Annotated in this window: 21 protein-coding genes; 9 read left to right on the forward strand and 12 right to left on the reverse strand. The window is 63.7% G+C overall.

Annotated elements, in window-relative coordinates; all coding sequences use genetic code 11:
- Positions 1 to 34: 34 nt before the first annotated feature.
- From ACOZK4_RS02845 to ACOZK4_RS02890, 10 genes are all read right to left on the reverse strand, one after another.
- Entirely contained in the window at positions 35 to 1,651 is a 1,617-nt protein-coding gene (locus ACOZK4_RS02845; protein ID WP_421590325.1) for an ABC transporter substrate-binding protein, read from the reverse strand.
- 21 nt (positions 1,652 to 1,672) lie between these two features.
- Positions 1,673 to 2,593 (reverse strand): ABC transporter permease, encoded by a 921-nt coding sequence (locus ACOZK4_RS02850; protein WP_421590326.1) that lies wholly within the window; start codon positions 2,591 to 2,593, stop codon positions 1,673 to 1,675.
- On the reverse strand, positions 2,593 to 3,441 hold the full coding sequence (locus tag ACOZK4_RS02855) for an ABC transporter permease (RefSeq protein WP_421590327.1): 849 nt from the start codon (positions 3,439 to 3,441) through the stop codon (positions 2,593 to 2,595). Before ACOZK4_RS02855 ends, ACOZK4_RS02850 begins: the two co-directional genes overlap by 1 nt.
- A complete protein-coding gene (locus ACOZK4_RS02860) occupies positions 3,441 to 4,025 on the reverse strand; it encodes an ANTAR domain-containing response regulator (protein ID WP_421590328.1) in 585 nt (194 codons plus the stop codon). The genes ACOZK4_RS02855 and ACOZK4_RS02860 overlap by 1 nt, the downstream gene beginning before the upstream one ends.
- Complete coding sequence (locus ACOZK4_RS02865) at positions 4,022 to 5,158, reverse strand: transporter substrate-binding protein (protein ID WP_421590378.1); 1,137 nt, start codon at positions 5,156 to 5,158, stop codon at positions 4,022 to 4,024. Before ACOZK4_RS02865 ends, ACOZK4_RS02860 begins: the two co-directional genes overlap by 4 nt.
- 533 nt (positions 5,159 to 5,691) lie before the next feature.
- Positions 5,692 to 6,450 (reverse strand): ABC transporter ATP-binding protein, encoded by a 759-nt coding sequence (locus ACOZK4_RS02870; RefSeq protein ID WP_421590329.1) that lies wholly within the window; start codon positions 6,448 to 6,450, stop codon positions 5,692 to 5,694.
- On the reverse strand, positions 6,447 to 7,256 hold the full coding sequence (locus tag ACOZK4_RS02875) for an ABC transporter ATP-binding protein (protein ID WP_313527538.1): 810 nt from the start codon (positions 7,254 to 7,256) through the stop codon (positions 6,447 to 6,449). The genes ACOZK4_RS02870 and ACOZK4_RS02875 overlap by 4 nt, the downstream gene beginning before the upstream one ends.
- The gene (locus ACOZK4_RS02880) at positions 7,253 to 8,110 is read right to left on the reverse strand and encodes an ABC transporter permease (protein WP_421590330.1); all 858 of its coding nucleotides are present in this window, start codon (positions 8,108 to 8,110) and stop codon (positions 7,253 to 7,255) included. The genes ACOZK4_RS02875 and ACOZK4_RS02880 overlap by 4 nt, the downstream gene beginning before the upstream one ends.
- Positions 8,107 to 9,057, reverse strand: coding sequence for an ABC transporter permease (locus ACOZK4_RS02885; protein ID WP_421590379.1), 951 nt, complete (start codon positions 9,055 to 9,057; stop codon positions 8,107 to 8,109). The genes ACOZK4_RS02880 and ACOZK4_RS02885 overlap by 4 nt, the downstream gene beginning before the upstream one ends.
- A 98-nt stretch (positions 9,058 to 9,155) precedes the next feature.
- Positions 9,156 to 10,658, reverse strand: a complete 1,503-nt coding sequence (locus ACOZK4_RS02890) for an ABC transporter substrate-binding protein (RefSeq protein ID WP_421590331.1) — start codon at positions 10,656 to 10,658, stop codon at positions 9,156 to 9,158.
- 191 nt (positions 10,659 to 10,849) lie between these two features.
- Here ACOZK4_RS02890 and ACOZK4_RS02895 point away from each other — a divergent pair, with 191 nt between their 5' ends.
- From ACOZK4_RS02895 to ACOZK4_RS02905, 3 genes are all read left to right on the forward strand, one after another.
- Positions 10,850 to 12,064: a M24 family metallopeptidase gene (locus tag ACOZK4_RS02895; RefSeq protein WP_421590332.1), complete on the forward strand. Its 1,215-nt coding sequence runs from the start codon at positions 10,850 to 10,852 to the stop codon at positions 12,062 to 12,064.
- Between the two features lie 148 nt (positions 12,065 to 12,212).
- Positions 12,213 to 13,382, forward strand: coding sequence for an ATP-grasp domain-containing protein (locus ACOZK4_RS02900; protein WP_421590334.1), 1,170 nt, complete (start codon positions 12,213 to 12,215; stop codon positions 13,380 to 13,382).
- 3 nt (positions 13,383 to 13,385) lie between these two features.
- On the forward strand, positions 13,386 to 14,138 hold the full coding sequence (locus tag ACOZK4_RS02905) for an esterase family protein (RefSeq protein ID WP_421590335.1): 753 nt from the start codon (positions 13,386 to 13,388) through the stop codon (positions 14,136 to 14,138).
- Positions 14,139 to 14,173: 35 nt separating this feature from the next.
- Here ACOZK4_RS02905 and ACOZK4_RS02910 read toward each other — a convergent pair whose 3' ends face one another.
- A complete protein-coding gene (locus tag ACOZK4_RS02910) occupies positions 14,174 to 14,671 on the reverse strand; it encodes an Lrp/AsnC family transcriptional regulator (RefSeq protein ID WP_421590337.1) in 498 nt (165 codons plus the stop codon).
- Positions 14,672 to 14,799: 128 nt separating this feature from the next.
- Here ACOZK4_RS02910 and ACOZK4_RS02915 point away from each other — a divergent pair, with 128 nt between their 5' ends.
- The gene (locus ACOZK4_RS02915) at positions 14,800 to 17,202 is read left to right on the forward strand and encodes a transketolase (RefSeq protein WP_421590339.1); all 2,403 of its coding nucleotides are present in this window, start codon (positions 14,800 to 14,802) and stop codon (positions 17,200 to 17,202) included.
- 60 nt (positions 17,203 to 17,262) lie between these two features.
- Here the strand turns inward: ACOZK4_RS02915 and ACOZK4_RS02920 are convergent, their stop codons facing one another.
- Complete coding sequence (locus ACOZK4_RS02920; protein WP_313530556.1) at positions 17,263 to 17,745, reverse strand: Lrp/AsnC family transcriptional regulator; 483 nt, start codon at positions 17,743 to 17,745, stop codon at positions 17,263 to 17,265.
- 304 nt (positions 17,746 to 18,049) lie between these two features.
- Here ACOZK4_RS02920 and ACOZK4_RS02925 point away from each other — a divergent pair, with 304 nt between their 5' ends.
- From ACOZK4_RS02925 to ACOZK4_RS02945, 5 genes are all read left to right on the forward strand, one after another.
- Positions 18,050 to 19,183, forward strand: coding sequence for a trans-sulfuration enzyme family protein (locus ACOZK4_RS02925; RefSeq protein WP_421590340.1), 1,134 nt, complete (start codon positions 18,050 to 18,052; stop codon positions 19,181 to 19,183).
- A 102-nt stretch (positions 19,184 to 19,285) separates the two neighbouring features.
- A complete protein-coding gene (locus ACOZK4_RS02930; protein WP_421590341.1) occupies positions 19,286 to 20,845 on the forward strand; it encodes an ABC transporter substrate-binding protein in 1,560 nt (519 codons plus the stop codon).
- 45 nt (positions 20,846 to 20,890) lie between these two features.
- The gene (locus tag ACOZK4_RS02935) at positions 20,891 to 21,838 is read left to right on the forward strand and encodes an ABC transporter permease (RefSeq protein ID WP_421590342.1); all 948 of its coding nucleotides are present in this window, start codon (positions 20,891 to 20,893) and stop codon (positions 21,836 to 21,838) included.
- A 5-nt stretch (positions 21,839 to 21,843) separates the two neighbouring features.
- Entirely contained in the window at positions 21,844 to 22,659 is an 816-nt protein-coding gene (locus tag ACOZK4_RS02940) for an ABC transporter permease (RefSeq protein ID WP_421590344.1), read from the forward strand.
- A gap of 8 nt (positions 22,660 to 22,667) precedes the next feature.
- Complete coding sequence (locus ACOZK4_RS02945) at positions 22,668 to 24,317, forward strand: ABC transporter ATP-binding protein (RefSeq protein ID WP_421590345.1); 1,650 nt, start codon at positions 22,668 to 22,670, stop codon at positions 24,315 to 24,317.
- Positions 24,318 to 24,526 lie beyond the last annotated feature (209 nt).

Consider the following 24,526-nt stretch of genomic DNA (forward strand, 5'->3'; position numbering starts at 1 on the left):
TCCCCACCGAAATGGGGAGAGCGATAGCAAAGGCTTACGGCTTCACGAAGATCGCGTCGTAATTGATGACGCGCGTCGGGTCGATGTAGATATTATCAGGCCCGCCCATGCGGAGCGACTTTGCCACGACGCGGCGCTCGTTGATGACGGGCACCCAGGGAGCATCCGCCATGACGTCGGTGAAGAGCTTGCCCCAGGCCGCCTGGCGTTCCGCAGCCTTCGCCGGATCGGACATGGCGTCGGCCTCGCCGGCGCGCTTGTCGATCGCCTCGTTGCAGTACCACGGCCAGTTCCAGCCGCCCGAGACCGCGCCCGAGCAACCGAGGATCGGACCGTAGAAGTTGGACGGATCCGGGAAGTCGGCGATCCAGCCCATACCGCCGGACCAGATCATCGGCGCTTCGCCTTCCGTGCCGCCGGCGGCGATCACGTTGCCCTGCGCCAGCGCACGGACCTCGGCCTTGATGCCGATCGCGGCGAGGTCCTGCTGGATCGCCTGGGCGATGCGCGGCTGGGGATCGGTGTTCGTGGAATAGAGCACCGTCTCGAAACCATCGGGATGGCCGGCTTCGGCGAGCAGGGCCTTCGCCTTCTCCACATCATAGGCATAGCCGGTGAAGGCCTTGTCGTAGCCCGGCATCAGCGGCGGCAGGATCTGGTTTGCGGCGGTCGCGCGGCCGTTCAGGATGCGCGTGATGCGCTCCTTGTTGATCGCCATGTTGACGGCCTGGCGCACCTTCACGTCGTCGAAGGGTTTTACCTTGGTGTTGAGCGTGATGTAGCCGGTGTGCAGCTGCTCGCCGTCGACGATCATCGCCGCCCCCTCGGGCGAGTTCTTGATCTCCAGGAACTTTGCCGGCGGAATGCCGTCGCCGGCAATGTCGACCTCGCCCTTCTGCAGGCGCAGCAGCGCGACCAGCGGCTCCTGGCCGACCTCGACCGTCACCTTGTCGACATGCGGCACATCCTTGACGAAATAATCGGGGTTGCGCTCGAACACGAGCTTCTGGCCGATCGTCCAGTCCTTGAGGATGAGCGAGCCGGAACCAACAGGCTTCTTGCCGAAATCACCGGCCGCGGCCTCGACGGCCTCCTTCGGCACGACGGAGGCGAAATTGATCGCCATGACATGCAGGAAGGTCGCATCGGGACGCGAGAGGTTGAAGACGACGGTCTGATCATCCGGCGTCTCGATGCCCGAGAGCAGCTCGGACTTGCCGCCCGTCAGGTCGTCAAAGCCCTTGATGGCGCCGAAGAAGCCGGCACCAGGGCCCTGCGTCTTCGGATTGACGGCGCGTTCAATGGAATATTTCACGTCGCCGGCGACGATCTCGCGGCCGTTGGTGAACTTCACGCCCTTGCGCAGCTTGAACGTATAGGTGAGGCCGTCGGGCGCGACCTCGAAGCTTTCGGCAAGCGACGGCACGAGATTGGCGGTGCCTGGCTCATAGTCCATCAGACGCGAGAACAGGCTCTTGATCATCGACCAGTTGACCCAGTCATAGCCGATATGCGGGTCGAGCGTGGTGATGTCGTCCTTGTAGGTCACGACGATCTCACCACCCTGGGCGGGCGTTTCGGCATGGGCCAGCAACGGAGAAAAGGCGAGCACGGCCGCCGTCGTGGTGGTCAAAATCCAGCGATTGAACATTTTTAAAGTTCCCCTTTGGTTTCAATGCGAACGGATGCGTGGATCGATCATCGGCGCGATCAGATCGGCGACGAGATTGCCGACGATGATGGCGAAGGCGGAGGTGAGCGTGACGCCCATGATGATGGGAATGTCGACCTGCTGAATGGCCTGCCAGGCGAGCTGGCCGATGCCCGGCCAGCCATAAACCGCCTCGACCACCACGACTCCGCCCATGAACTGGCCGATATCGATGCCGATCATCGCAACGATGGGCAGGATGGCGTTGGGCAGCGCATGGCGCAGCACGACGCGGCGGCCGGAAAGCCCCTTGGCGCGGGCGGTGCGGATGAAATCCTGGTTCAAGACGTCGATCATCGCCGAGCGCGCCATGCGCGCATACCAACCGGCCCCGAGAATTCCGAGCGTCATGGCGGGCAGCACGACATGGGCGGCCGTGCCGTAGCCGCTCATCGGAAACCAGCCCAACGTGGCGCCAAAGACATAGAGCAGCAGCAGCGCGACGACGAATTGCGGTGCGGAGACGCCGACGAAAGCGGAGGCCATGACGATACGGTCGATGGCGCCGCCGCGGTTCAGCGCCGCGACGATGCCGAAGGTGAGGCCGAGCAGCACTTCCACGAAAATGCCGGCTGCCATCAGCGTCAGTGTGGCCGGCAGGCGGGCGGCGATCAGCGTCGCGACCTCGGTCTTCTGGGCATAGGAGCGTCCGAGATCGCCCTGGAGGAGATTGCCGAGATAGTGCAGGAACTGCGTGAGCAGCGGCTGGTCGAGGCCGAGTTCTCGGCGGATGTTCTCCACGGTCTGCGCGGTCGCGCTGCGGCCGGCCAGCATGCGCGCGGGATCGGCCGGCAGTGCATAGAGCAGCACGAAGGTGATGGCCGCCACGCCGAGCAGGATCAGGCAGGACTGCACGAGGCGTTTTGCCAGCAGCGTCGCCATCAGCCGCGGCCCCGCTGGGTCGGGTCGAGGATGTCGCGCAGCACATCGCCCACCAGGTTGAAGGCGAGCGCCGTCAGCAGGATGACCGCGCCAGGGAAGAAGACGAGCCACGGAGCAGCCTGGAAATAACTCTGGCTCTCGAAGATGATGTTGCCCCAGGACGGCTGCGGCGGTTGCACGCCGATGCCGAGGAAGGAGAGCGTCGCCTCGAGCAGCACGGTCGTCGCGATGCCGAGCGTGCCCCAGACGATGGCGGTCGGCACGAGATGTGGCAGGACATGCAGCAGCACGATGCGGGCATTGCCGGCACCGAGCGCCCGTTCGGCCATGATGAAATCCCGCTCCACCAGACCGCGCGTCTCCGTATAGACGATGCGCGCCACCTGCACCCAGTTGACCAGCGCGATCACCATGGCGACGATCCACAGGCTCGGCTTCAGAATGGCGGCGAGCACGATGGCGAGCAGCAGCGCGGGGAAAGCCATCATCAGGTCTGTGAAGCGCATCAGCAGCCCGCCGACCCAGCCACGCATGTAACCCGCGATGACGCCGACGAAGAGACCGATGGCAACCGCGATGCCATTGGCGACAAGACCGATGATCAACGAGGTACGCGCGCCATAAAGCAGGCGCGAAAGCAGGTCGCGCCCGAGCGTATCCGTGCCGAGCGTGAACTGTTCGCCGGGCGGCATCGGCGCACCTTCCAGCGTCAGGCCGTCGAACATCTGGTTATCGGGTTCGTAGGGCGCGAGCCATGGCGCGGCGATGGCCGCGAAGACGACAGCGAGCACAATGATCAGGCCGAAAACCGCGGCGGGCTGGCGGCATAATTCCTTCAGGACCCGCATCAACCGACCTCGCGCAGGGTTTCGGAACCGCCGAGGAAGACGGCGGCAAGCTGTTCGATGGGCATGCGGCGGCGCATGGCGCAGTCACGCAGGATGGCATAGGCCTTCTCGTCATCGATGTGCCGCTCGGCCTTGAGACGGACGATGGCAGCGAAGACGATGGGCCTGAGCTTCAGCCGCTCTTCGAGATGGGCGATGCGACGGCTTGCCTCCATCCGCTCGGCATGGATGGAAACGGCAAGCACCAGCGCCGGATAGACGGCGGAGGCCGCGACCGGCTTGGGAATGATCGCCCCGGCACCGTGACGCAGCGCAAAGGAAATGCGGCCCGGTGCTTCCGACCCGAGCAGCGCCACGACCGGGCAGGCCGGCGCGGCATCGGAAAAGGGCAAAAGCTCGTCCCAGCCGCGATCGGCGTCGATCAGGACCAAATCCGGCAGGTCGGCCGCCGCAAGCGGCGTCCACTGGATGGAGACTGATATGCCGAGCAGACCGAGCTGGCGGCGCAGGCGATCCGTGTTGCTATCCGCCTCGCTGAGGATAACGGCGCGCCAGCCGGTGAAATTCGGGGTCCTCGTCGTCATGACACGACCCTCAAGCGCGGTGCCGGCTTGCTGGATGTACCCGTCAGATAGGGGTCGGCGGCGAGTGCCGTCGTGGAGGCGATGACATCGAAGCCGCGGCGATCGTTGATACGGCCGAGCAGGAAGGGAAGTGCCGCATGATTGGTCGCCGCATCCACCCGCATGGCACCGAACAGCGACGGCCAGTCGCGGGCGAGAACTTCTGTGCGCACACGCTCCGGCGCATCGGAACCGGCGGCCTCGATGGCGGCGATGCACAAGCTGACGGCCGTATAGGCGCTGGCAAAAAGGCTGGAGACGACACGCTCGCCGCCGTTCCAGGCTGTCAGCCGAGCCTTGAAAGCCTTGTTATCAGGCGTGTCGAGCGTATCGAAATAGGAGGCGGCGCAGAGCTGGCCGAGGGCGGCACCGTCTCTGATATCGCCGAGTTCGCATTCCTGCAGGTCGCAGCTGGCGACCGGGCAGTTTTCCGGCAGGAAGGCCGGGTCGCGCTCGCCCAGTTCGCGCATGGCGGCAAGGAAGGCGTAACTCGACGGCCCCACGAGATTGTTCAGCACGAAGCTCGGCCGCTTCTCGGCGATATCGGCGACGATGCGCGCGACGGCGGTTTCCTCTAGCGGCAGATAGCGCTCGCCGAGCACCGTGCCGCCGGCATTGTGGATCAGCTCGCGCGCCAACCGGTTCATCTCCCAGCCCCAGACATAGTTCGCGCCGACGAGATAGGGCCGCGCGCCATGCCGCGGCAGCAGATAGTCGAAGAGCGGGATCAGGTGCTGGTTCGGGCAGCCGCCGATATAGATGACGTTCTCGTTCGCCTCGAAACCCTCGTAAGGGCACATGTACCAGAGCAGGCCATCGTGCTTCTCGACGAGCGGAATGACCTCCTTGCGCGCCGAAGAGGTGATGGTGCCGACGATATGCCGGCAGCCATGATCCCGAATGAGGCTGCGCGCGCCCTCCAGATAGGCCGAGAGATCGGCGCGCGGATCGAAGAACACCGGCTCGATCTCGGACCCGCCACGGGCACAATAATCGTGAAAGGCGAATTCCGCGCCGGCATGCGCATCCCGCCCCATCGCCCCATAGGGTCCGGAGGTCGAATAAAGGATGCCGATCTTCACGCTTTCCTGCATCAGCCACCAAAACGAAAAGCCCACAGCGGGAAGCCCCGGAAACCGGGCCGCTGTGGGCGCTATTGCCCTTCGACAAACGAAGTCATGTGAGACGGCGGGATAACAATTCCCGCCTATTACAGAGGATTGAAATACGCTCGGTCGTTCTTTGTCAAGAACCCGTCAGGCGCCAAGCGGCTGGCCGAGCAGATGCGCCCCTATCCTTCCAACGGTGCTTTCGAAAACCGCGAGCACCGGCAGGCCTTAAAATCACGGCGCTCGGAACATACACTCCAAAAGCACTGCGACGACCACTGCAGGCCAATACAAACGGTGATGGCAGGCGAAAATACCTGAAATCACAACAAAACTTGAGCGCTTGAAACCCACCGAGCCGCATCATTTTTTCAATCACTGCGCGGGCGACGAAACCTCGCAAGTGTGCTTCCGTTCATCTTAGCCTCGTCGTCAAAGGCCCGGTTCTGCGTGTGGAGGCCGAAACCTCAGGAAATCTCTTTGCCGCCCGATGAAAAAGTGGGGATCGTTCGCCCCGTCTAGCCGCCCAGGATGCCCGGCATCCTTGGCGTGCTGGCAAGCAGTTTTTGGGTATAGGAATGCTTAGGGCGGGCAAGGATTTCCCGGGTCGCGCCTTGCTCGACGATCCTGCCTTTTTCCAGCACCACCAGTCTTTGGCACAGCAGAGCCACGAGGGCGATATCGTGCGAAACAACGATAAAAGTCATTCGTTCAGAAAGGATGCGCAGCAGATCGATGATACGGGTGCGCGTCGTCAGATCCAGAGCACTCACCACTTCGTCGGCGATGATCAGGTCGGGTTTCGCGACGATTGCCCGCGCGATGGCGATCCGCTGGCGCTGGCCGCCGGAAAATTCGTGGGGGTAGCGCACGGCGGCATCGGCGGGCAGATCGACATCCTTGAGGGCCTGCATTACCGCCGCGGCGATGTCGGTGTCGACCTTGAGGGAGCGCAGCGGCTCCGCGATAATGTCGAAGACACGCTGGCGCGGGTCGAGTGAGGAATAGGGATCCTGGAACACCGCCTGCACGTTGCGTCGGAAGCCACGCATGAAGGCGCGGTCGGACGTATCGAGGGAATTGCCGCGAAATGCGATCGCACCCGTGGAGGCGCGCTCCAGCCCAAGCAAAAGCTTCAGCAAGGTCGTCTTGCCGGAACCGGATTCCCCAACGATGCCGAGATTGTCGCCGGCGGTCACGGTGAGGTCGATGCCATGCAGCACCGGCTTCGTCTTCGTGTAGCCGAAGGAAACACTGGAGAGGTCGAGCAGCGTCACAGGGTGGTCTCCAGGGCTTTGTCAAAGGCGCGAGCGGCCGCGACCAAACCTTGCGTATAGGGATGGGCGGGATGCTCGAAGAGCGGACCGACCAGGCCGGCCTCGATCAGCTCGCCATGGCGCATCACCAGCGCCCGTTCCGCGATGGTGGCGACGACCGGCAGGTCGTGACTGATGAACAGAAGCCCCATGCCCTCGTCACGCACCAGCCCCTCAAGCAATTTTAGCACCTCGGCCTGGGTGGTGACGTCGAGCGCCGTCGTCGGCTCGTCCGCAATCAAAAGTTTCGGCCGGCAGGCAAGCGCCATGGCGATGGCCGCGCGCTGACGCTGCCCGCCGGAAACGCCATGCGGATAGGCTCGTGCGATGCGCTCAGGCTCCGGCAGAGCGACACGGTCGAGAAGCGTGAGGACACGCGTTCGCACCTCGCTCTTTCTCAGCCTCTCGCCATCGCGGAAAGCACGGCGGCGCACCACCTCTCCGACCTGATCCCCGATCCGCATCAACGGGTCGAGCGCGGTCATCGGCTCCTGGAACACGGCGGCGATGCTGACGCCGCGCAACGGCACGAGATCGCGGTCGCGCGCGCCGATCACCTGATGCCCGTCGAGGCGGATCGAGCCGCCGACGCGCATGGTGTCCGGCAAAAGGCCCAGCACCGCGAGCGCCGTCAGCGACTTGCCGGAGCCGGATTCGCCGATCAGACCGACCCGCTCCCCGGCGGCGATCGAGAAGGACACACCGGAGACGAGCGTGCGCCCGGCGGCGCCGATGTCGAGGTTCTCGACGGACAACAAGGCGCTCACCGGCTTCTCCTGCGGGTCGGGTCGGCGACGTCACGCAGGCCATCGGCAAAGAGATTGAGGCCGATGACCAGCGAGACCAGCGCAAGGCCGGGTGCGATGGCGCCGAAGGGGGCGGTATAGACGGAGGCCTGCGCCTCCTGCAGCAGCCGTCCCCAGGAGGCATTCGGCGGCGGGGCACCGAGACCGAGATAGGAGAGCGACGCCTCGGCGATGACGGCAAGCCCGAACTGAAGCGCGAAATTGACGATCAGCGTCGGCCAGATATTGGGCAGGACATGAATACGCACGATGGCGGGCCAGGAGGTGCCGGAAATCCGCGCGGCGGTGATGTAGTCCATCGCAAGAATGCGCTTGGCGAGGATACGCGTCAGCCGGGCGACGATGGCAGACCCGGCAATGCCGATGGCGAGGATCGCAGTACCGAGGCTTGCACCATCGCTGGAGGCGACGATCAGCATGGCGAGCAGCAGCGTCGGGAAGGCGATGAGAATGTCGAGGGCGGCCGCCAGCACATCGTCGAGCGTGCGCGTGGCAAAGGCGGCGAACACGCCGACGGTAACGCCGATCAACGCGCCGAGGAAGACCGCACCACAACCGACGACGAGCGCGATACGCGAACCGATCATGATCTGGGTCATCAGGTCACGACCGAGCCGGTCCGTACCGGCCCAATGAAGGAACGACGGCCCCTCGAGCCGGCCGCCCACCATGTCGCCGACGCCATAGGGCGTCCAGACGAGCGAGAGCAGCGCCACAACGACATGAAGCCCCACCAGCAGGCCACCAACGACGAGCGGCCAGGGCAGCGCGGACTTTTGCGGCACGCGTGTGCCAAGCGTTTTGGGCACCGTCATGCCGCACCTCCGACCATGCGGCCACGCAGGCGCGGATCGATCAGGCGCTGGAGGAGATCGGCGGCAAAGCCGAGCAGCAGGACCAGCAGCGTCGAGACGAAGAGCACGCCCTGCACATTGGGATAGTCGCGCTGCTCGATGCCGAGCAGCAGCATGGAGCCGAGGCCCGGCAGCGCAAAGACCCGCTCCACCACGACCGCACCGAGCAGCGTGGAGGCCAGCTCGATGCCGAGCACGGAAATCACCGGCACCGCGCCATTGCGGACGCCATGACGGATCAGCGCCTCGGAAAAGGTCGCTCCGAGCGCACGCGCCGTTCGCAGGTAATCGCTGCCGAGTACGTCCTGGGTCGCCGAGCGCACATATCGGATCAGCGAAGCCGACATGACGATGGCGATGGTCGCGACCGGCAGGACGAGCGCCTGCAAAGCGACACCGGGCGATTGCCAGCCGCGCGAGGGAAAGCCGCCAGAAGGGAAAAGCCGCAGATTGACCGCGAAGAGAGTGACGAGAAGGATGCCGATCCAAAATACCGGCACGGCGATACCAAGCTGCGAGACGACGGAGATCAGCCCGCCATACCAATGGTTCTGGCGCACCACCGAGAGGATGCCGAGCGGCACGGCGATCGCGACAGCAACGACGAAGGCGAGCAGCGTCAGCGGCACGGTAACGATAAGGCGCTTGCCGATCTCGGCCAGAACGGGCGCGCCCGAGACGAAGGAATTGCCGAGATCGAAGCGTGCCAGGCTGCCGGCAAAGCGCAGGAACTGTTCATAGAGCGGCAGGTCCGAGCCAACCTGCTTGCGCGCCGCCTCGATCTGCGCCGCATCCGCACCGACGGAGACCAGCGCGTTCGCAGGATCGCCCGGCAGGAGGCGCAGCAGCACGAAGAGGATGACGGCAGCAATGACGACCGACAGCAGCAGAATGGCCGAGCGGCGGATTATGTAGGAAAATATGGTGGTTACCTCTCACAAGCGCGGACGCCGCCTGAAAATAGGTCAGGCGGCGTCCGGTGTCGAGCTTGCCCTTGCGGGGCCGCTTATTCCGCCTTGGTAATATCGTAGGCGAAGAACTGCGAATTGAGACCGTTCACCGGGTAACCGCTGACCGTCGCCTTCGACACGACGATCTGCGGATAGAGGTAGAACCAGTTGCTGGCCGCATCTTCCGCGATGAGCGTGTTGGCTTCCTTCAGCTTCTCGGTCTGCTCGGTCTCCGTGGCGCTCGCTTCGGACTGCTTGATCAAGTCGACGACCTTGGGATTGTTGTAGCCCCAGTAGAAGTCGGGATTGCCGTAGAAGACGATGTCGCGATGGTTGACGTGTTCCTGCAGCGTCGCCTGGAAATCGTGCGCCTTGTAGATCTTCGTGTACCACTCGTTGGCGGTGATCACGTTGATCTCGACCTTGACGCCGATCTTGGCCAGTTCGCTCTGGATGAACTGCGCGGCGATCGGGTGCGGATCGTAGTTCGGCGTATCGATGGTGAAGGTGAAACCATCGGGATAACCGGCTTCCTTCAGCAGGGCCTTGGCGCTTTCCGGGTCATAGGCATCGGTCTTGGTAAGATCGGCATACCAAGCATCGGTCGGCGGCACGAAGGAGCCGATCAGCGTGCCGTAGTCGCCCCAGACGGCCTTCAGCAGCTTCTCGTCGTCGATGGCGCGGGCGAGCGCCTTGCGCACCTTCACATTGTCGAAGGGCGCGACGCGGTCGTTATAGGCGAGCAGCAGCTTCGTCGTCGACTTGCCTTCGCTGACGGTGAATTCCGGGTTGTCCTTGAACTGCGCCAGCGAATCCGGGCTCTGCACGGAAGTGATGATATCGACCGAGCCGGTGAGCAGCGCGTTGTTCAGCGCCGTCGCCTCGGTGAAATACTGGAAGACGACCTCACCGTTTTTTGGCTTCGTACCCCAGTATTTGTCGAAGCGGGCCAGCGCCAGCGACGAGCCGCGGCGCCATTCCTGCAGCGCATAGGGACCGGTGCCGTCTTCCTTCGCCTGGAAATCCGTCGCCTCGTCATTGGCGATCCAGACATAGCTGAGGTTATAGGGCAGCGAGATCGAGCGGGACGCGAGCTTCACCACGACCGTCGCGTCATCAGGCGTTTCGATGCCGGCGATGGACTTCAGGCTGTTCTTGCGCGAGCTCTTGGAGGCCTCGGCCGTCACGCGTTCGATGGAGAATTTCACGTCTTTGGCGGTGAGCGGCGCGCCGGAATGGAAGGTGACGCCCGGCTGCAGCGTGAACGTATAGGACAGGCCGTCCTCGCTGACCTTGGTGTCCTTGGCAAGAACCGGCTCGACCGCGCCCGCATCCGTCAGGCGGAACAGCGCTTCATAGACATTGCCGTTGAAAGCTTCGTTGATGCCCTGGCCCGCACCCGCCGTGTTGTCGAGGTTCTGCGGCTCGTAGAGCGAACCGATATTGATCGTGGCGTCCGGATTGGCCTCCTGGGCCAGCGCGGGGCTAAGGATCCCGGCGGCAAGGACGGCGGCAAGCGCCGTCGTCAGCGCCCGGTTGCGGATTTTGGAACCGCTCATGTCATTCTCCTGTTTGGCGATCGCCGTCTGCCGGCGTTCTGATGCCGATTGTAGTTGCCCTTGCGGGAGCATGACATCCTCGCTCACTCCAATTTGCGGAAATTAAAGGGAATTGTCTTTCAACGAAGGCTAAATCCATGGATAGTTTTCGCGCCCGCGATGCGGCCATTACATAAGAGCATGAGGACGACATGAGCGAGATCGATCGCGCAAGAGCGGAAAAGCTGCTGGCAGCGGAAGGGCTGGAGGGCATGGTCCTCTTTCGGCCGGAGGCGTTTCGCTATGCGACCGGCCTTGCCGCCGGGGTCGCGACGATGTGGGGCCGCGCCGGCTCAGCCATCGCGCTGGTTCCGGCCGATGCGGACGCGCCGCTCGCCGCCGTTATGAGCGACCATGCCGCCGGCAACGCCCGGCCCATCGATATCCGCACGCACCGCATCTGGATCGACGGCGTCACCGTCGCGAACGCCACATCCATCGAGCAGGTCGATGCCGCCTACCGCGCTGGCGGCAACGTCGGCCCCCGGCCGGAGACGTTTGACCAGGACACCTGTTTCCGCCTGCTCGCCGATCTGCTTGCCGAACGCGGGCTCTTGCGCGCCACGCTCGGCGTCGATCTCGATTTCATGCCGGCCGCCGATTTCGCGCGATTGAAGAGCCTGTTGCCCGATATAGACTGGCGGGATGCTTCCGACGTGCTGCGGCGGCTGCGCCTCATCAAGAACCCGCGCGAGATCGAACGGCTGCGCCGGGCGGCCGCCTGCGCCGAGGCCGGGTTGGAAAACCTCGTCCAGGCTGCCCGCCTCGGCCTGCGCGCCGCCGATCTTTCGGCCGCCTGGCTTTCCGGCGCGCGGAACGAAGCGGCGCGCAACGGACACGCGCTCTCGGGCCACTGGGACTACATTTCCGTCGGCGCCGACCTGCAGAATGCCGGCACAGCGCTCGGCTACGGAGACCTCATCAAGGCCGATGTCGGCACGCTGGTCGATGGCTACTCCTCCGACGGCGCCCGCACCTTCGTCTGGGGCGAGCCCTCGCCGCTTGCCGCCGATATCTACAAGGCGCTGCTGGAAACCTTCCTGGCCGGTGTCGAGACCTTGCGGCCCGGTCGGCGTTTCGGCGAGGTGCACGAAGCCATGCTCGCCACCATGCGCCGCCACGGCTTCAAGGAATACTATCGCGGCCATTTCGGCCACTCCGTAGGTGCTGCCGCCGGCATCGAGGAATGGCCATTCCTCTCGCATGGCAATGCCATCGTCATCGAGCCCGACATGGTTCTGGCATTGGAAGCCCCTTTCTATGCCAACGGCATCGGCGCGCTGATGATCGAGGAACAGTTCCTCATCACGAAGGACGGCGCGCAGACCATGAACAGGCTACCGCGCGAACTCGTCTCGCTCGGCTAGGGCCGTTCCCACGCGACAGCGAGGACATCAGGACGCCGGTGCGTGCAAACGACGGGCTTGCGTTTGCATCCGGCTTCTTTACCTTCCGCCTTGACTAATATGCGTCAGGGGTTGGTCGCCCGTCACAGCTCCCAGGAGTCCGGTCCTCGTGAAGCTCGTCTATTTCTCTCCGCACTTTCCCACCAACGGCACCGATTTTTGCGATCGCCTGCATCAGGCCGGTGCGACGGTTTTCGGGATCGGCGATGCGCCATACGATCATCTGGCCCCAAGACTGAAAGCCGCGCTGAGCGAGTATTATCGCATCCCCGACATGGAAGATGGTGATCAGGTGCTGCGCGCCATGGGTCATTTCATCCATCGCTGGGGCCGTATCGACCGCTTCGAATCCCTCAACGAACACTGGCTGGAACAGGACGCCGCGATCCGCACGGATTTCAACATCCCCGGCATCCGCAGCGAATTCGTCGAGAATCTGAAGCACAAGTCCAAAATGAGCGCCTTCTTCAAGAAGGCGGGCGTCCAGACGATCCGGCAGCACAAATATGTCGACCGCGCCGGCGTGGAAGCGTTCATCGCCGACATCGGCTACCCGATCGTGATCAAGCCGGACCAGGGCTCGGGCGCCAGCAACACGGTGAAGGTATGCGACGACAGGGACCTCGACGCCTTCGAGACAACGAAGCTGTCGGGCGTGAACTACGTCGCAGAAGAGTTCATCGACGGCATCGTGCTCACCTATGACGGCCTGGTCGACCGCGATGGCCAAGTCGTCTTCGCCGCCAGCCATCGCTTCGAACAGAGCATCATGGAGGTGGTCAATACCAACTCCCATCTCAACTACTATTGCCTGCCATCCGTTGACCCCGAAGTGGAGGCCGCCGGGCGCGCGGCGGTGAAATCGTTCGGTATCCGGGAAAAATTCTTCCATATCGAATTCTTCCAGACCCGCGCCGACAACCGCATCGTGGCGCTGGAGATCAACATGCGTCCGCCGGGCGCCTGGATGACCGACGCCATCAACTATTCATACGACATGGACATCTATCGCGCGTGGGCGCAGATGGTCGTGAACAACAAGGTCGGCGGACCGTTCACCGGGCGGTACTATACGGGCTATGCCAGCCGGAAAAACCATATCCGCTATGTGAACGATCATCAGGCCATTCTCGCCGCCCATGGCGACAGGATCGTGCATTTTGCGCCGATCGAGGACGTGTTCAGCCGGGCCATGGGCAATTTCGCCTATCAGTTCCGCTCGGAAGATTTTGACGAGGTGAAAGCCATTGTGCGCTTCATCCAGGATGTGGAGCGTTAAGACGTGCAGGTCGAGTATCACAAGCGTTTCAGCCATCATCTCGGGCGCGATATGGAGTTCAAAACCTACGGCCATGCCGGCCGTCCGGTGCTGATCTTTCCGACCTCCAACGGCCGCTTCTACCAGTACGAGGATTCCGGCGGCGTCAATGCGCTCGCCGACCGGATCGAAGCCGGGGAACTCCGGCTCTGGACCGCGGATGGCATCGATGGCGAGAGCTTCTTTTCCAACGGCCATGACCTCGCAGCCAGGATCGGAAGGCACGAAGCCTATTTCCGCTACATCAACGAGGAATTGCTACCGGAGATCCTTGCCATCGGGGAACGCGCGCCCATCCTGTCGGGCTGCTCGATGGGCGCCTTTCACGCCAGCAATTTCCTGTTCCGCTTTCCCGACCGCGCCGCAGGCGTGATCGCGCTGAGCGGGGTCTATTCCACCCGGCATTTTTTTGGCAGCGCGCTCGATGGCCAGATCTACTTCAACTCGCCGGTGAACTATCTGGCCGGCTTGCCGGATAGCGACCTGCTGGACCGGATCCGCTCGCGCCGCCTGTTCTTCTGCTGCGGTCAGGGCGCCTGGGAGGAGCCGATGATCGAAGACACGCGCCATCTGGAGGCTGTTCTGCGAGAGAAAAACATCCCCGCCTGGGTCGATTTCTGGGGCACGGATGCCAGCCACGACTGGCCCTGGTGGAACAAGCAGATCGCTTATTTCTTCGACAAATGGCTTGAGGACGACCGGTTCAGGCCGCTGTAACGGCACCTTTGCTTAGACGCCCCGATCAATCGCGCTCAGGCACCCTTGCCCTTGAGATGCCCGGTCGGGAGGGCCGTCGTGTATTTGATCTGGCTCAGCGCAAAGCTGGACCGGATGTTGGCGACGCCGGGAATGAGGGTCAGAAAATCGACCACCAGCGCCTGGAATTTCGCAAGGTCCTCGACGACGACGCGCAGCATGTAATCCGCTTCGCCCGTCATCAGATAACATTCGACGATCTCGGGTTTCGTGCGGATCGCGGCGTTGAAGACGTCGAGGGACTGCCGGTCCTGCTGCTTCAGCGAGACCTGCACGAAAACATTGACGGCAAGACCGAGCGCCGGCGCATCGACCAACGCCACCGTTCCCTTTATGACGCCGCTCTCCTTCAACTCGTTGACGCGCCGCCAACAGGGCGAGGCCGATAGCCCGGTGGCATCGGCCAGATCGGAAATGCTCATCTCGGCATTTTCCTGCAACAGGTCGAGGATACGGACGGACGCGGGATCGAGCACGGACTTGGAAGCAGGCATGATTGACCGGAAAAATGTAAAATATCGGTCATTTCATTCGCAATTTCCGCGCCACCCGTCAACTGAGATCAGATTTTCCCGGAAAGCCCCGGTAGTTTGCCTGCCAATGCAGTGAAGAGGAGACGCTGATGACGGAACCGGCTTTGACGCCAGCAACCCTGGCCCGCCTGAAGGAGCTGGAACGGCAGATCCTGTGGCATGCCTGCTGGATGATCCACAATGCCAACCATCTGCGCGAAAAGGGCGAGGTCAAGGTCGGCGGCCACCAGGCCTCCTCGGCGTCGCTCGCCTCGATCATGACCGCGCTCTACTTCCATGTGCTCAGGCCGGAAGACCGCGTCGCCGTCAAGCCGCATGCCTCGCCGGTCTTCCATGGCATCCAGTACCTCATGGGCAACCAGACGCGCGAGAAACTGGAAAACTTCCGCGGCTTCGGCGGCGCGCAATCCTATCCGAGCCGCACCAAGGATATCGACGACGTCGATTTCTCCACCGGCTCCGTCGGGCTGGGCGTGGCGATCACCGCCTTCGCCTCCATCGTGCAGGACTACATCGCCGCGAAGTCGTGGTCGAAGGATCGGCCGCAGGGCCGCATGATCGCGCTGGTCGGCGATGCCGAACTCGACGAAGGTAACATCTACGAATGTCTTCAGGAGGGCTGGAAACACGACCTGCGCAACACATGGTGGGTGATCGACTACAACAGGCAGAGCCTCGACGGCGTGGTGCGCGAAGGCCTCTGGCAGCGCATCGAAGGCATTTTCACCGCCTTCGGCTGGGACGTGAAGGTGCTGAAATACGGCGCACTGCAGGAAGCGGCCTTCAGGGAGCCGGGCGGGACCGCATTGCGCGACTGGATCGACCGCTGCCCGAACCAGCTCTATTCGGCGCTGACCTTCCAGGGCGGCGCCGCCTGGCGCAAGCGGCTGACCGACGAGATCGGCCATGAACCGGGCGTTGCCGGCCTTCTCGCCGCCCGCAGCGATGAGGCACTTTCCGACCTGATGAACAATCTCGGCGGCCATTGCCTGGAAACGCTGATCCGCACCTTCGAGAGCATCGATCATGACCGGCCGACCGTCTTCGTCGCCTATACGATCAAGGGCTGGGGCACACCGCTTGCCGGTCACAAGGACAACCATGCCGGCCTGATGACCAAGGCGCAGATGGAGCTGTTCCAGGGCCGCGTCGGCGTCTCGCCTGGACGGGAATGGGAGACGTTCGGCGCAATCCCTTTGCCTGAATCGGCGCGGGCCTTCCTGAAGACCGTGCCGTTCTTCGCCAAGGGCACCCGGCGCTTCACCTCCCCCGCTTTGCCTTCCGCCGGTCCCGTTTTCCTCGACGATCGCGAATTGTCGACCCAGGCCGGTTTCGGCAAGGTCCTCGATGCACTGGCAAAGCGTGACGATGCCCTTTCGGCCCGCATCGTCACCACAGCACCCGATGTCACGGTCTCGACCAATCTCGGCCCTTGGGTCAACCGCCGCGGCCTCTTCGCCCGCGAGCGGCAGGCCGATACATTCCGCGACGAACAGGTGCCCTCGGTCCAGAAATGGGAATTCGGCCCGGCCGGCCAGCATATCGAGCTTGGTATTGCCGAGATGAACCTCTTCCTGCTGCTCGGCGCCGCCGGCCTCTCGCATTCGCTGTTCGGCGAACGCCTGCTGCCGATCGGCACCGTCTACGATCCCTTCGTGGCGCGCGGCCTGGATGCGCTGAACTATGCCTGCTACCAGGATGCGCGCTTCATGATCGTCGGCACGCCCTCGGGCGTGACGCTGGCGCCGGAGGGCGGCGCGCACCAGTCCATTGGCTCACAGCTCATCGGCATGAGCCAAGACGGGCTGGCAAGCTTCGAGCCCGCCTTCCTCGACGAGCTGTCCGTCATCATGGACTGGTCCTTCGACTATATGCAGCGCAACGGCGAGGGTACGCATGACACGCGCACCTGGCTGCGCGACGGCACCGGCGGCTCGGTCTATCTCCGCCTGACGACCCGGCCGCTGGAGCAGATCGCGCTCCGCCGCGAGGATCCTGCCTTCCGGCAGGGCGTGATCGACGGTGCCTACTGGCTGCGCGCGCCCTCCGCCCGCACCCGCATCGTGCTAGCCTATCAGGGCTGCGTCGCGCCGGAAGTGCTGATGGCCGCTGGGCGGCTGGCCGGGCGCCACGGCGACATCGCCGTGCTCGCCGTCACCTCCGCCGATCGGCTCAATGCCGGCTGGACGGCCGCGCAACGCGCCCGCCGGCAGGGCGACACCACCGCCCGCAGCCATATCGAGGCGCTGTTTAACACCGTCTCGCGCAGCGCGAGCCTGATCACAGTCACCGACGGGCACCCGGCGACGCTCGGCTGGCTGGGATCCGTGGAAGGGCACCGGACGATCTCGCTCGGCGTCGAACATTTCGGCCAGACCGGCACGATCGCCGATCTCTACGCGCATTTCGGCATCGACACCCAGGCGATCATCGAAGCGGCGGAGTCCGTCGCGCGGCGGGACGCCGGCCCGCGGCAAGCCAGCGCCGGCTGAAACGGCCGGAAACAACGACGAAAAGGGCGGTGTCCACGGCACCGCCCTTTTTCGTTCGGGTCAGGTCTCGTCGAAGAGATAGACGGGATTGAGCTTCACGCGCTGCGCCACCGTGATCGAGCGGTAGGTCTTGATGATCGGGCACCGCCGCATGAATTCGCGGGTGACTTCGCGGAATTCGTCCATGTCGGCCACGGTGATGCAGGCGAGGATATCCGTATCGCCGGTGATCACGTCGCAGCATGACACATAGGGCGAGGTTCTCAGCACCTCGATCAGCTCGTTGAACATCTTCAGCTCGTGCGATGAGAGCGAGATCTCGATCCAGATCGCCATGCGGCGCTCGGCATAGGCGGGATTGACGAGCGAGACGTCGCCGGCGATCACGCCAGCATCGCGCAGCCGGTGGATACGGCGATGGCAGGCGGGCTGGGAAATGCCGACCTTGTCGGCAAGCTGCTGGAAGGTGAACATGCTCGACTGCTGCAACAGGTTGAGCAGCTTGCGATCGATACGATCGAGGCTCACTTTCGACGAGGACATCACGCGCTCCCAACAACGGACCTGCTCTAAAGCATTTTGCCGCCAAGTGAAATCACCTGGCGCCGCCCAAATGCGGCAAACGGGAAGATTGCCGCGATCCCGTTTCCTGTGCCCCGAAATCCCGAAACCGACCGTTTCGAACGGGTGAGAGTTTTATGCGCAAAAGCCGTCGCGCGGTTATAAATTTCTCATCCAGAGCCGTGAGAACGAGAAATCCATCACCGGCAAGGGTGCCATACTCGCCTTGAAAACAGGGATCGCCGGTGCGGTGATCCAGCTTATTCAGGCTTGGTCACGGCTCCGCATGCGTCAATATATTCCCGATACGATCCTCGCCCAGGGCACCTGTCACGACCCGGATTCGACGGGCGCCGTCATCCCGCCGATCCATCTCGCCACCACTTTCCTGCGCCCGCCGGAAGGTTATTCCGCCACGGGTTGGAGCTACAGCCGCTATGGCTATCCGGGGCTGGAGCAGCCGGAAGCCACCCTGAAGGCGCTCGAAGGTGCTGCGGACTGCCGGCTGTTCAGCTCCGGCATGTCGGCCATGACAGCCGTGATGCTGGCGCTGAAGCCCGGCGCGCACTGCGTCTTCCCGATCGATATGTATCACGGCATGCGGACCTGGCTGAAACGCTACGCCGCCCATTGGGGCATGCGGATCGACCATGTCGACATGGCCGACCTCGACGTCGTGCGTGCCGCCATCGTGCCGGGTACCACCGCCATCGTCTGGGCCGAGACGCCGTCCAATCCGCACTGGTATCTCTACGATCTCTCGGCCCTTGCCGACATCGCCCATGCCGCCGGCGCGCGGCTGGTGGTCGACAACACGGTCGCGACGCCGCTCCTGACGCAGCCGCTCGCCTTCGGCGCCGATATCGTCGTGCACTCCGCCACCAAATATCTCAACGGCCACAGCGACGTGCTGGCCGGCGCGGCGATGACGGCGGCGACGGACGAATTCTGGGAGTGTGTCTGCTTCAACCGTGATTATCACGGCGGCATTCTCGGCCAGTTCCCGGCCGCACTTCTGATGCGCGGCATGCGCACGCTGCACCTGCGCATTGAGCGCGCCAGCGAAAGTGCGATGGCCATCGCCGCCGCCTGCCTCGATCACCCGCAGGTGGAGACGGTCTATTATCCCGGCCTGCCCTCGCATCCCGGCCATGCGCTCGCCCTTCGCCAGATGACGGGCGGTTTCGGCGGCATGGTTTCGATCGTCGTCAAGGGCGGGCTGGAGGCAGCCGAGCGCGTCATGACGCGCACACGCATCTGGAAGCCGGCCACCTCGCTCGGCGGCGTCGAAAGCCTTGTCGAGCGGCGCGCGGCCATCGAGGGCGCGGATTCGCATGTCGAACCGGGCCTGCTGCGCCTTTCGGTCGGCGTGGAGGCCGCCAGCGACCTGATCGACGACTTGAAGACAGCGCTCGGTTGACGCGGCCGCCGCAAACCGGCACCTGCGCCGGGCGAACGGCGTCACACAAATTGCCTCGGCGGACCACTCGCCAACGGAACAGATGACAACGGGAGGAATGAAATGAAACGGATTGGTCAGCAATCGCGGCGCGATTTCTTGAAGACGGCGGCAGCGCTCGGGCTTTCCGCCACGGCCGCGCCCTACATGATGCGCTCCGCCTTCGCGCAGGAGACGCCCAAGAAGGGCGGCACGCTGCGCATCGGCATGCGCGGCGGCAGCACCACGGACACGCTGAACCCGACCTCCTATTCCAACGCGGTGCCGCTGCTCGTCGGCTATGCCGTCATGAACGGCCTGATCGAGATCGACGAAAAGGGCGTGCCGCAACCGGAACTGTTCGAAAGCTGGGAGATCGGCGCTGCGGCCAAGGAGTGGATATTCAACGTCCGCAAGGGCGTGACCTTCCACAACGGCAAGGACATGACCGCCGACGACGTGCTCTATTCCCTCTCGCTGCACACCGGCAAGGACAGCAAATCACCCGCCGCCGGCGGCCTGAAGCATATCAGCGAGGTCCAGAAGCTCGGCACGCACCAGATCAAGATCGTGTTGTCGTCCTCCGACGTCGACCTGCACTATGCGCTGGCCGACTATCACCTTCTCGTCGTGCCGGAAGGTTTTACCGACTGGGCAAAGCCGGTCGGCACCGGCGCCTTCACCGTCGACAGCTTCGATCCGGGCGTGCGCTGCGTGCTCAGCAATACCGGTAACTACTGGAAAGCCGGCCGCGGCAATGTCGAGCGCATCGAGATCACTGTCGTCAACGACATCGTGCAGCGCATGAATGCGCTGGTGGCGGGCCAGGTCGACGTGATCAACGACGTCGACAAGCGCGCCGTCGATCTCTTCCGCGCAGCCCCCGGCATCGAGCTGGTACAGGCGCCCGGCGGCTGGCATACGATCATGGCGATGCAGAGCGACGTCGCGCCGTTCAACAATCCGGACTTCCGTCTTGCGCTGAAATATGCCTGCGACCGCGAGCAAATCCTTAACGCTCTGTTCAACGGCTTCGGGCGGATCGGCAACGACCATCCGATCCCGGTTTCGGACCCGTTCTTCAATGCGGCCCTGCCGCAGCGTGCTTTCGACCTCGACAAGGCGAAGTTCCACCTGAAGAAATCCGGCCTTGCCGACACCACCATCACGCTTTCGGCCTCCGACGCCGCCTATGTCGGCGCCGTCGATATGAGCGTGCTGTTCCAGGCCTCCGCCGCCAAGGCCGGCCTGACGATCGATGTGAAGAAGGAGCCGCATGACGGCTTCTGGAGCAATGTCTGGCTGAAGGCGCCGTTCTGCACCTCCTACTGGGCCGGCCGCGCCTCGGCGACCGATATGCTGGCCTCCGCCTATTATTCCGGTGCAAGCTGGAACGAGACGCACTGGAAGAACGACACCTTCGACCAGCTTCGCGCCGCCGCCAAGGCCGAAGTGGACGAGGCCAAGCGCAAGACCATCATCGGCGACATGCAGACCATGCTGTCCGACGATGGCGGCGCGCTGATCCCGGTGTTCTCCGACTGGCTCGATGCGCACCGCTCGCATGTGAAGGGGCATACGCCGCACACGCAGTTCGATCTTGCCAACGGCCGGCTTTGCGAAAAGGTCTGGCTCGACGCCTGATCCGGCCGCGCCGCATAACAGGCCGTACAACAAGAAGGGGGAACCGTGCTCAATCTCGTGCTGAAACGGGCGGCACTCGGGCTGATAACCTTGTGGGCCGCATCCGTGCTGATCTTCGCCGGCACCCAGATCCTTCCCGGGGATCTGGCCCAGGCGGTGCTGCAGAACAATGCGACCCCCGAGAACGTCGCCGCGCTGCGCGAGGAACTTGGCCTCGACCGGCCGGCCGTTGAGCGCTACGCCGAATGGCTCGGCAATGCGGTGCACGGCGATCTCGGCACGTCCCTCGTCAACCATCGCGACGTGGCGCAGGATCTTGCGCCACGTCTCTACAACACGTTCTTCCTGGCGCTTTACGCCGCGATGATTGCCGTTCCGCTGTCCGTCGGGCTCGGCGTACTCGCCGCCGCCTGGCAGGGCAGCGCCTTCGACAGCGCGGCCAACGCCGTGACGTTGCTTGCCATCTCGCTGCCGGAATATTTCCTCGGCTACCTGCTGATCAAATGGGTAGCGGTGCAGTGGGGGCTGTTCCCGGTACTGGCGAGCGTGACGCCCGAGACATCCTTCACTGAACGGCTCTACATGACCTTCCTGCCGATGCTGACGCTCGTGCTGGTCATCATGGCGCATATCATGCGCATGACGCGCGCCTCGGTAATCTCGGTCATGTCCAACCCCTATATCGAGATGGCCGTTCTCAAAGGGCTGGCGAAATGGCGCGTCGTGGTCGAGCACGCCTTGCCCAATGCGCTGGCGCCGATCATCAACGTGGTCGCGCTCAATCTCGCTTATCTCATCGTCGGTGTTGTGGTGATCGAGGTCGTGTTCGTCTATCCGGGCCTCGGCCAGTCCATGGTGGATGCCGTCTCCAAACGCGACGTTCCGGTCGTGCAGGCCTGCGGCCTGATCTTCGCCGCCGTCTTCATATCGCTCAACATGATCGCGGACATCCTGGCCATCGTCAGCAATCCGCGCTTGCGGCATCCGAGGTGATATCCATGCGGCTTTTCGGTCATAAGATGCAGCTCAAGGCGCAAATCGGCCTCGCCATCGTCGTCATCAACGCGCTTGCGGCCCTCCTCGTCCCCGTCATCGCCCCCTATCCGGAAGCGGAAGTGGTCGGGCGCGCCTGGGCAAGCCCCACCGCCGCCCACTGGCTCGGCCTCGACAATCTCGGGCGCGACGTGCTCTCGCGCCTGCTCTACGGCGCGCGGCTTTCCATCGGTCTCTCGCTGCTGATCACCGCGCTTTCCTTCTCGCTCGGCGTGTTCGGCGGCTTTTCCGCCGCCGTGCTTGGCAAGACGGCCGACATGGTGCTCTCGCGCATCGTCGACCTGCTCCTGTCGATGCCAGCCCTGATCTTCGCCATGGTCGTGCTCTCGGTCCTCGGCACCGATCTCGTCGTGCTTGTCGTCACGATCTGCCTGCTAGACGCCACCCGCATCTTCCGCGTCAGCCGGGCGCTGGCGATGAACATCGTCGCGCTGGATTTCGTCGAGGCCGCAAGGCTGCGCGGCGAAGGCCTGTGGTGGATCGTGCGCCGGGAAGTGCTGCCCAATGCCGTGCTGCCGCTCGTCGCCGAATTCGGGCTGCGCTTCTGCTTCACCTTCCTCTTCATCTCGGCCCTGAGCTTCCTCGGCCTTGGCATCCAGCCGCCCAGCGCCGACTGGGGCAGCATGGTGAAGGACTATTCGGCCATGATCATGCTTGGCGTCCCCACGGTCTTCTATCCGGCTGGTGCCATCGCCCTCCTGACCATCGGCATCAACCTCGTGGTCGACTGGTTGACCTCGAAAACCGCAGCCGAACATTGAGAACCGCTATGAACGACAGGCAACGGGATACGACACTGCTGGACGTGCAAGGCCTGCGCATCGAGGCGGCCACCTCGTCAGGTGCCGCGGTTCTGGTCGAAAACGCCAGCTTCACGCTGAAACGCGGCGAGGTTCTCGGCCTCATCGGCGAATCCGGCGCCGGCAAATCGACCATCGGCCTCGCCAGCATGAACTATACGCGAACCGGCTGCGCAATCACCGCCGGGCGGATCCTCTTCGACGGCCGCGACATCCTGGACCTCTCCGAACGCGAGGGACGCGCCCTGCGCGGCGCGCGGATCGCCTATATCGCGCAGAGCGCGGCTGCTTCGTTCAATCCGGCGCTGACCATAGGCCGGCAGGTCTGCGAGGTGGCGATACGCCACAAGCTCCTGGGCAAGGCCGAGGCCAAGCAGCGCGCGACGGACCTGTTCCGCGCGCTGGAGCTGCCCGACCCGGAAACCTTCGGCAACCGCTACCCGCACCAGGCCTCCGGCGGTCAGTTGCAGCGCGCCATGGCTGCCATGGCGATGATCACCGAACCGGACCTGCTGGTCTTCGACGAACCCACCACCGCGCTCGACGTGACTACGCAGGTGGAAGTGCTGGCCGCTTTCCGCAAGCTCATCCGCGAACGCGGAACCGCCGCGCTCTACATCACCCACGACCTCGCCGTCGTCGCCCAGATCGCCGACCGCATCATGGTGCTCCGGCACGGCAAGACGGTCGAAACGGGGACTGCGGACGATATCCTGCAAAACCCGCAGGAGGACTACACGAAGCGGCTCGTCGCCGAGCGCAACGCTGCCATGACGGAGCATTTCGTCACCGACAGCCACACGGGAGAAGCACCGGTCCTCCACCTGAAGGCCGTCGCGGCGAGCTATAGCAGCCTGACCCGCGCCGTCAGCGATGTCAGTATCGAGTTGAAGCGCGGCGAAACGCTGGCCATCGTCGGCGAATCCGGCTCGGGCAAGAGCACGCTGGCGCGCGTCGTCGTCGGCCTCCTGCCGCGCGAAAGCGGCGACATCCACTTCAAGGGCGAGCGCTTGCCGCCGGCGCTGCACGAGCGCTCGCGCGATACGTTGCGGCGCATCCAGATGATCTACCAGATCCCGGATCTCGCGCTGAACCCGAAGCAGACCCTGCTGGAGATCATCGGCCGGCCGATCGAATTCTATCTCGGCAAATCGAAGGAAGAGGTGCGCGAGCGGGTTTTGGCGCTCCTGCGCCAGATCGAGCTTCCCGAAAGCTACCTGCTGCGCAAGCCGCCAGCCCTTTCGGGCGGCCAGAAACAGCGCGTCTGCATCGCCCGAGCACTTGCAGCGGAACCCGATGTCATCATCTGCGACGAGGTCGTCTCAGCGCTCGATCCGCTGGTCGCTGAAGAGATCCTCAACCTGCTGCGCAAGCTGCAGGAAACACTCGGCCTCGCCTATCTCTTCATCACCCACGATCTGGGCACCGTGCGGCGCATCGCCAACCAGGTCGCCGTCATGCGCAAGGGCGAAGTCGTCGCCTATGGCGAGACGCAAAAAATCTTCTCGCCACCCTATCATCCCTATACGGAACTACTGCTCTCCTCCGTCCCCGAGATGCGCTCCAACTGGCTCGACGGGCTCCTTGCGGCGCGCAAGCAGACGTCCAATGCCTTATGAACAATCTCCGCTCATCCGGAGTTTGGTCCGTGCAACGGCTTTTAAATATGCCGTGCGACACCAGCAACTCAGAGAAGGCACGCCAAGTGAAGCTTACAGCTCGAATCCTTCGGCGACACCAAGCTTATCAGCCGTTCGAAAGCGCTAGTAACGGTGGCCTTCATTAACAATTTTGAAACAAAACACTGCAGAAACGACTTCGCCGCTCG

This window comes from Shinella sp. M27 (assembly GCF_049199905.1).
GTDB lineage: Bacteria > Pseudomonadota > Alphaproteobacteria > Rhizobiales > Rhizobiaceae > Shinella.